The organism is Mesorhizobium sp. M7A.F.Ca.AU.002.02.1.1 (assembly GCF_003998535.1).
In the GTDB taxonomy this organism is placed as follows: domain Bacteria; phylum Pseudomonadota; class Alphaproteobacteria; order Rhizobiales; family Rhizobiaceae; genus Mesorhizobium; species Mesorhizobium ciceri.
The window spans coordinates 1-5,635 of sequence record NZ_RZPB01000406.1 but is presented as its reverse complement, the minus strand read 5'-3'; the positions used below and the strand labels follow the sequence as shown (position 1 = coordinate 5,635).

Below are 5,635 nucleotides of genomic sequence, written 5' to 3'. Positions count from 1 at the left end.
CCGTTAATGAGCCGATTGGCGCGGATGCTCGCCGACCTGCCACGACCGAACGTCGAGGCGCGCGAGGAGATGACGTTTCCCTTGCGCGAGATATGTCCCCCTGCCCTTTGTGCAGCGGCCAGTGCCTGGGAGATGAAGGGGCGTGCACGCTGACTGGCCCGGGAACGAATGCGGCCAGGCCGGACGCGGAATTCGTTATCCGTGCTCATGAGCATTCTTCCCGCGAGGTGCGGCTTCTGTTGAAAACTTTGAGAAATTGCTGATCGCGCACATCGCGGATTTCTCGCGCACATCGCAGAACCGGTGCGCAAACCCTTGAGATCCAACACCCCGACCGAGCCGCACATCGCGGCCCTTTATCCTGCCATCCCTCTTCGCCCTCTCTCACGGCCACCCCTCCCGCCGCAATTTCCGCGACGGAACAGGTCGGAATGCGATTGACCAGGAATGCTGAGATCATTGTGGAGTCGCGGCGGAGGTCTGCACAAACGGATTACGAACAGCGGGGTTCGGACTGATACGCCTTCACTGCGCGAGCCGTCCGGTTGCGGTACAAGGGCCGTAAGATCGGTGACCGCTTTGTCCACGGGTGCTCGCACGCTGGGTGAACGGGTCGCCGTGAAGACGGTCTCTACGGGAACATCAGTCTCGCGCTCACCCTGCGGAACCGAGCTATTCCGTGTGTTCACGACGTGCGCGAAAATCGACGCTTCGAGTGCGCTCGCTCTGCCCGCTCCATGTCGTGCGCGAGTTGGAATGGGAACCGCACCGTTGATCAGCGGCACGAGTTTTCGGACGTAGTCGACTGTCTCTCGCGGCAGCGGCCGGCCCGTCGCAAGATGTTCCTGGTAGCGCCTGGGACCGGCATTGTAGGCAGCAAGGAAGCCGTTCCGGCCGAAGCGGTCGAGCATCTCGCGGAGGTAAGCGGCGCCGGCAAGAATGTTGTCGTGCGGTTGGTAAGGATCGTCGCCAAGATGATGCTTGATCCGCAGTTCTTCCCACGTCGCCGGCATGATCTGCATCAGGCCCATCGCGCCCTTGCTCGACACAGCATGAACATCGCCAAAGCTCTCGACCTGCATGACGGCGCGCAGCAATCGCTCGGAAAGGGCAAACCGCTTTGCAGCCTCCTGGATATGCACAGACCAGGGGTCGGCGGACCAAGTCTTGCTGCTCGGACGCGCCGGCCGCTCATTGCGCGATAGTGGTTCCGCGCAAATTGCGGATACTGAGAGGATGAGGATCACGCATGCGGATAGAATGGCCGTGCCTCTGTGGACGGCAGCGCATGCACCGCCGTCCCGACGTGCGAAAACCCTGCCACCGTGCTCGCTTCCGTCAAGGGCAAGGCTTCGCCGGCCGGACTTGCTTGCCGCAAACAGCTCGGCGATGAGCGTCCGCAGCGATTGGCAAGCGTCCGGCCGCCCTTGACCTTCGCTGTGCGCGGCGGCGGCCTGACAGGCGATCGGGTCGAAGGGTTTGACCAGCGCCCGATCGATCAAAGGGTTTGCTGTGAGCGGTTCGCTGTCGCGGGGTCGAGGCATCCGATCAGCCTCACTCGGCACGCTTGGACGGCCGGCTCCAGTGCAAGGCCCAGACATTTTTCTCGGCATCGGACTGGAACAGATTGGCGCGGATCGCTTGTATGAAGGAGGGATCGTCGATGGCGACGGAGAGATAGGCGCCGGCCTTCTCGCCAGTGCGTTCCCACGCCGCACCGATCTCCATTCCTTCGCAGAAGACGCGGTGGTCCGGCGCGTTGTCGGCATCCGATTTCTCGGCAGGCAGGATGGCGAGCTTCGCGTCGAGCGTCAGCGTCGAGACGTTGCCGAAGAAGCCGTCGTTGTTGCGGGTGAAGGTGCCGATCTGGGCCATTGCAGTGCTCCTTTCATGAGCGTTTGACGATGATTGGCACGAGCCTCACGGCTCGCCGGGAACGGGATCTTTGAGAATATTCGGCGTTGGAGCGGTGCGGCGGGTCACCCACACAGGAACAGCGCGACCGATGATCGAAGTGAGCGGCAACGGCCCGAAATACCGGCCGTCGAAACTGTCGGCGACATCCCGGTTCATGAGAAAGACTTCGCCGTCGGCGATCACGCGGCAGCCCTGCCAGACGGGCAACGATCGGCCGCGACTATCGCGCTCGCGCGCAAGTCCAACGGTCACGTCATGGGTGATGGTAGCGGTGCCCTCCCGGCAGACAGTCGTGCCTTGGAGCGCTAACACGCGCTTCAGAAGCGGCACGCCGTGCGGTAGATATTGACGCTCAGCCAGGAAGCTCGCGAGCGGTTCAGGCAGCATGACGACGGCGATGTCGGCGACGTCGATCCTGCTGGCCGGCTCGACACGATACAACCCGATGGGGACGCTTGCAGATGCGTTCCAGATGAAGCTCGGGCGATGGGCGATCCATGCCGGAGCGACGGCGAGAACCCCGCCGCAAAGCATTCCTGCGATGATCGTTGCGCGCATGCTCATGGTTCAATCCTGCGGCGCAGGAGCCAGGCTTCATGGCGCTGGCGCGTGTAGGGCCTGGGCGCCTCGCGCCCGGCAAACCTACAGTGGGCATGGCGCCAGTAATCCGGTGACACATCGACAGGTTCGATGCCGATAGCCTCGATGGCGTCGATGATCTTCAGCACCTTTTCGACGTTCCGCCATCCGATCGCTGTGAGCAGGATCTCGGCGCCAGGGCGCACATAGGCGACGGTCGAGCAGCGCCGACCGGCGGCGACTGCACGCAGTATGTCGATGCGGGACGCGACGGTGCCGAAGTCGTTGCCCATCCACCGGACGAAAGCGAAGATGCTGCCAGGCGTGAAGGTGACGGCACGACGAGTGCGGTCGATGTTCCTGTTCGAAGCAACCGTGCCGAAGCGGATGTGGTTCTCGATGCGCTTCTTCAGCCACACCAGTTCGACCGAGGTGAGATCGCTCATGCCGGCCTCCATGACAGGAGGCCACGAGCAAGCATGGCGAAGCGAGGGGCGGAAAAAGTGATCTTGTTTCGGTAAGAGCAGTGGACGTCGATCGCTCTCGGCATCGCCGAAAGATCAGGGCTCGGCCGTCGCCCACAGCCTCGCCGACCCGCGCTTCGCGTTAGAAAGAATCCGAAGGATTCTCGGTTAGAAACGTTAGAGGAGCCGGTTCGGCAATCGCCACAATGGCTTAGGATCGAATCCGGTTCCTGATAGCACGGGAACCCGGTTCCCGATGGCACGGGAGTTGCGGTTCCTGATAGCACGGGGCTGTCCACAGTCATTTCACAGCCTTGGTCGTTCTGGCGCGCGACGCGCGTTGCGCCGCGTACGATTCTGGCGGGGTGGGTTGAAAGGTCAGGCGCGATCGACCGTCAGCATCGATGACGAGTGCCAGCCGATAGCCAGGCAGGGGTTGGCGACCGACGATCTCGCGAAGGTCGAAGGTGAAGCGCTTGAAGGGCGACAGACCGCCTGACTTCAGATGGAGATGGTGGAGATCAAAGCTCCAACCATAGGTTTGGCGGCCCCCATGTTTTCGCACCAGACGGTAGAGCCATCGCTCCAGGCCCCCCGTCAGCCCAAAGTACTCACGATCAATGGTGAGGATCAGAGCATCGTCGAGAACGCCGGCATAGAACCAGTCGGGCAGGATGAGCTCGATGCCGAGCGGGCGGCCGCTGGCGTCCATTCGCTCCTTCCACTCGTTGATCCAGGAGAAACGATGCCGCCGCCGTTCGGCCGGCTGTCGGATCGATGTGGCAACGGTGGTCGACTGCAGCCGGTCAAGTGCAGCCTTCAGTCTGTCGTAGCTGCGGGCGGAATCGCCACGGCCGATGAAGGCAAGAATCTCATAGGGAGTTGCCGCCATCAAACGCGACGTACGAAGGCCGTTGTCTCGTGCGTCGACGATCTGGCTGGCCGCCCAGATCAGAATGTCGGCGTCCCAGATGGTCGCCATCCCATGTTCGAGGGTCGCCTCGACACGGATCGACACATCTCCCATGTGAAAGTCAATCGGCGTGACGCGGCGGGATTTGGCGAGCGAGAAGAACGGCCACGACATGAGATCCTGCGCGTCGCGCGGCGTGACGACGCTGGCGCGCGCGTGAAACAGGTCAAGCTGGCCTTCGGAGCGGTACTGCACTGACGCCACCCGTGCTGTCAGGAGTCACGATCGCGCCGGCCGGCATAGGCAGGCGCGCGCGCGGCATGGGGCTTGGCCGGCGGAACAAAGGTCGCGTTCGCATCACTGGTGGAGGTACGCGCGCCGAGTTCGATCCAGGCGTGCAGGTCATCGATGTCGTAGAGCACGCGCCCACCGACCTTGCGGTATTTAGGACCGGTCCCATAGGTCCGGTGCTTTTCCAGCGTGCGAGCACAAAGACCGACGATGGGTGCAGCCTCCTTGGTTCGCAGGTATTTTTGGGGCGCGTCCGCGGGACCCTTCGACATCGCTCGATCTCCATCCGGTTTTGCTGTCATCCTGGCCTGCCGGGACGCGCGAAACGGACGATGGTCGAATTGAGGAAAAGCGAGGGAGGGCAAACATCGGGGGATGTGTTTTTGCTACCCCTCGAAGAGGGGCTTCAGCGCCGGGATTTCGGGCTGCGGCTGTGTGGATAGAAAAGAAGGTCGCGGTAGCCGCCGGCGACCAGGCGATCCGCTCTTTGCAGGATCGCCCGTACCTTGTGCCTGAGGTGATGGTCGCGCCAATCTCGTGGCACGATTGGATCTCGTGACAGCAGCGCCTCCGCGATCATGCGAGAGGAGGCCGCTGCGCGGCGGGCGTCGTGAGCGCGCAGATTGAGGATATGCCTGATCTTCGTCTGCTGGGGCAGCGCGCCATAGACTGGGCCGGGCGATCGACCGTTTAGTGCCCGCCAGAACTGGCGTGCGGCGTCCAGTCTTGTTTCGAAGGCTTCGTCGAGCGGGAGAATGATGGCATTGATGCCAAGTGAACCGTCGCAACTCTCGGCAATCAGGCGATGCGTTGCGGTCGAAGCCGACCAAAGAGCCTCAAGGTCTTCGCCCTGCTCCCAAACGCTAGCGTTGCTGAGTTCGCTAGGTAACACGCTCCGATACGATGAGCCAATCGAGGCAGGCATCCGTGTGGCCCGGAGCACGCGCGGCGAGGCCTGTTCCGTCCAGACGATGTTCTCGGCAGATGGAAGTCCGTTACCGGTGACAGTGAAATCGCGCGCCCCAGCGTGCGGCGAAGTCAGTTGGTCCGAGCAGGTCTCCGGTATTTGCGCCCAGCGACGCAAGCTGACTGCACTCGGCGATGAAGGCGTCGTTCCGGATCAGGTATTCGGCAGCGAACTCGGGCGCTTCGTAGTCGCGCATGTGCACATAGGCCGCTGGATTGGTCCAATCGCCTTGCAATTTGCCAGGTCCTCTCCCGATGCCAGCACTTGGCTGCGAGCTTCGGAATCAGCATCGGCGTCGATGCGCGTGCTGGGTAGTTGGAGAGTCAGCAAACCGCTGTGCTGATTCAGCAAAGCGTGGCGCATGGCAGGCTGCACCTAATGGGGCGCACCGCCCGCCAGAAGATACCGATAACCACTCGTCGTCATCCACCGCGCGCGGGCAAGATGGGTCTCCCAGGACTTGAACGCTCTCTCCGGTTCCTGCTCAGGATCGATGTGCAGGAC

Annotated in this window: 8 protein-coding genes and 2 pseudogenes; all 10 read right to left on the bottom strand. The window is 62.5% G+C overall.

Features of this window, described 5'->3' with window-relative positions:
- Positions 1 to 209, bottom strand: a pseudogene (locus tag EN879_RS40115) (type VI secretion protein); the annotation flags it as partial.
- Positions 210 to 356: 147 nt separating this feature from the next.
- Positions 357 to 1,502 carry a lytic transglycosylase domain-containing protein gene (locus EN879_RS22490; protein ID WP_245493853.1) on the bottom strand — a complete coding sequence of 382 codons (1,146 nt, stop codon included), beginning with the start codon at positions 1,500 to 1,502 and terminating at the stop codon, positions 357 to 359.
- Positions 1,503 to 1,554: 52 nt separating this feature from the next.
- The gene (locus EN879_RS22485; RefSeq protein ID WP_063170731.1) at positions 1,555 to 1,875 is read right to left on the bottom strand and encodes a DUF736 domain-containing protein; all 321 of its coding nucleotides are present in this window, start codon (positions 1,873 to 1,875) and stop codon (positions 1,555 to 1,557) included.
- A gap of 45 nt (positions 1,876 to 1,920) precedes the next feature.
- Positions 1,921 to 2,481, bottom strand: coding sequence for a S26 family signal peptidase (locus tag EN879_RS22480; protein ID WP_063170732.1), 561 nt, complete (start codon positions 2,479 to 2,481; stop codon positions 1,921 to 1,923).
- Entirely contained in the window at positions 2,478 to 2,942 is a 465-nt protein-coding gene (locus EN879_RS22475; protein ID WP_063170733.1) for a DUF2840 domain-containing protein, read from the bottom strand. The genes EN879_RS22480 and EN879_RS22475 overlap by 4 nt, the downstream gene beginning before the upstream one ends.
- Before the next feature lie 319 nt (positions 2,943 to 3,261).
- Entirely contained in the window at positions 3,262 to 4,128 is an 867-nt protein-coding gene (locus tag EN879_RS22470) for a replication initiator protein A (RefSeq protein ID WP_245441365.1), read from the bottom strand.
- Between the two features lie 17 nt (positions 4,129 to 4,145).
- On the bottom strand, positions 4,146 to 4,436 hold the full coding sequence (locus tag EN879_RS22465) for a helix-turn-helix domain-containing protein (RefSeq protein ID WP_063170735.1): 291 nt from the start codon (positions 4,434 to 4,436) through the stop codon (positions 4,146 to 4,148).
- 134 nt (positions 4,437 to 4,570) lie between these two features.
- Positions 4,571 to 5,089, bottom strand: a complete 519-nt coding sequence (locus EN879_RS22460; protein ID WP_063170736.1) for a DUF2285 domain-containing protein — start codon at positions 5,087 to 5,089, stop codon at positions 4,571 to 4,573.
- A 70-nt stretch (positions 5,090 to 5,159) separates the two neighbouring features.
- A complete protein-coding gene (locus EN879_RS39090; protein WP_063170737.1) occupies positions 5,160 to 5,366 on the bottom strand; it encodes a DUF6499 domain-containing protein in 207 nt (68 codons plus the stop codon).
- Positions 5,367 to 5,506: 140 nt separating this feature from the next.
- Positions 5,507 to 5,635, bottom strand: a pseudogene (locus tag EN879_RS40110) (DUF2285 domain-containing protein); the annotation flags it as partial.

What these genes read in the sequence shown, in the direction of transcription:
- EN879_RS22485 (WP_063170731.1), bottom strand. Translation starts at nt 1,875, where the DNA reads ATGGCCCAGATCGGCACCTTCACCCGCAACAACGACGGCTTCTTCGGC.
- EN879_RS22480 (WP_063170732.1), bottom strand. Translation starts at nt 2,481, where the DNA reads ATGAGCATGCGCGCAACGATCATCGCAGGAATGCTTTGCGGCGGGGTT.
- EN879_RS22475 (WP_063170733.1), bottom strand. Translation starts at nt 2,942, where the DNA reads ATGAGCGATCTCACCTCGGTCGAACTGGTGTGGCTGAAGAAGCGCATC.
- EN879_RS22465 (WP_063170735.1), bottom strand. Translation starts at nt 4,436, where the DNA reads ATGTCGAAGGGTCCCGCGGACGCGCCCCAAAAATACCTGCGAACCAAG.
- EN879_RS22460 (WP_063170736.1), bottom strand. Translation starts at nt 5,089, where the DNA reads ATGCCTGCCTCGATTGGCTCATCGTATCGGAGCGTGTTACCTAGCGAA.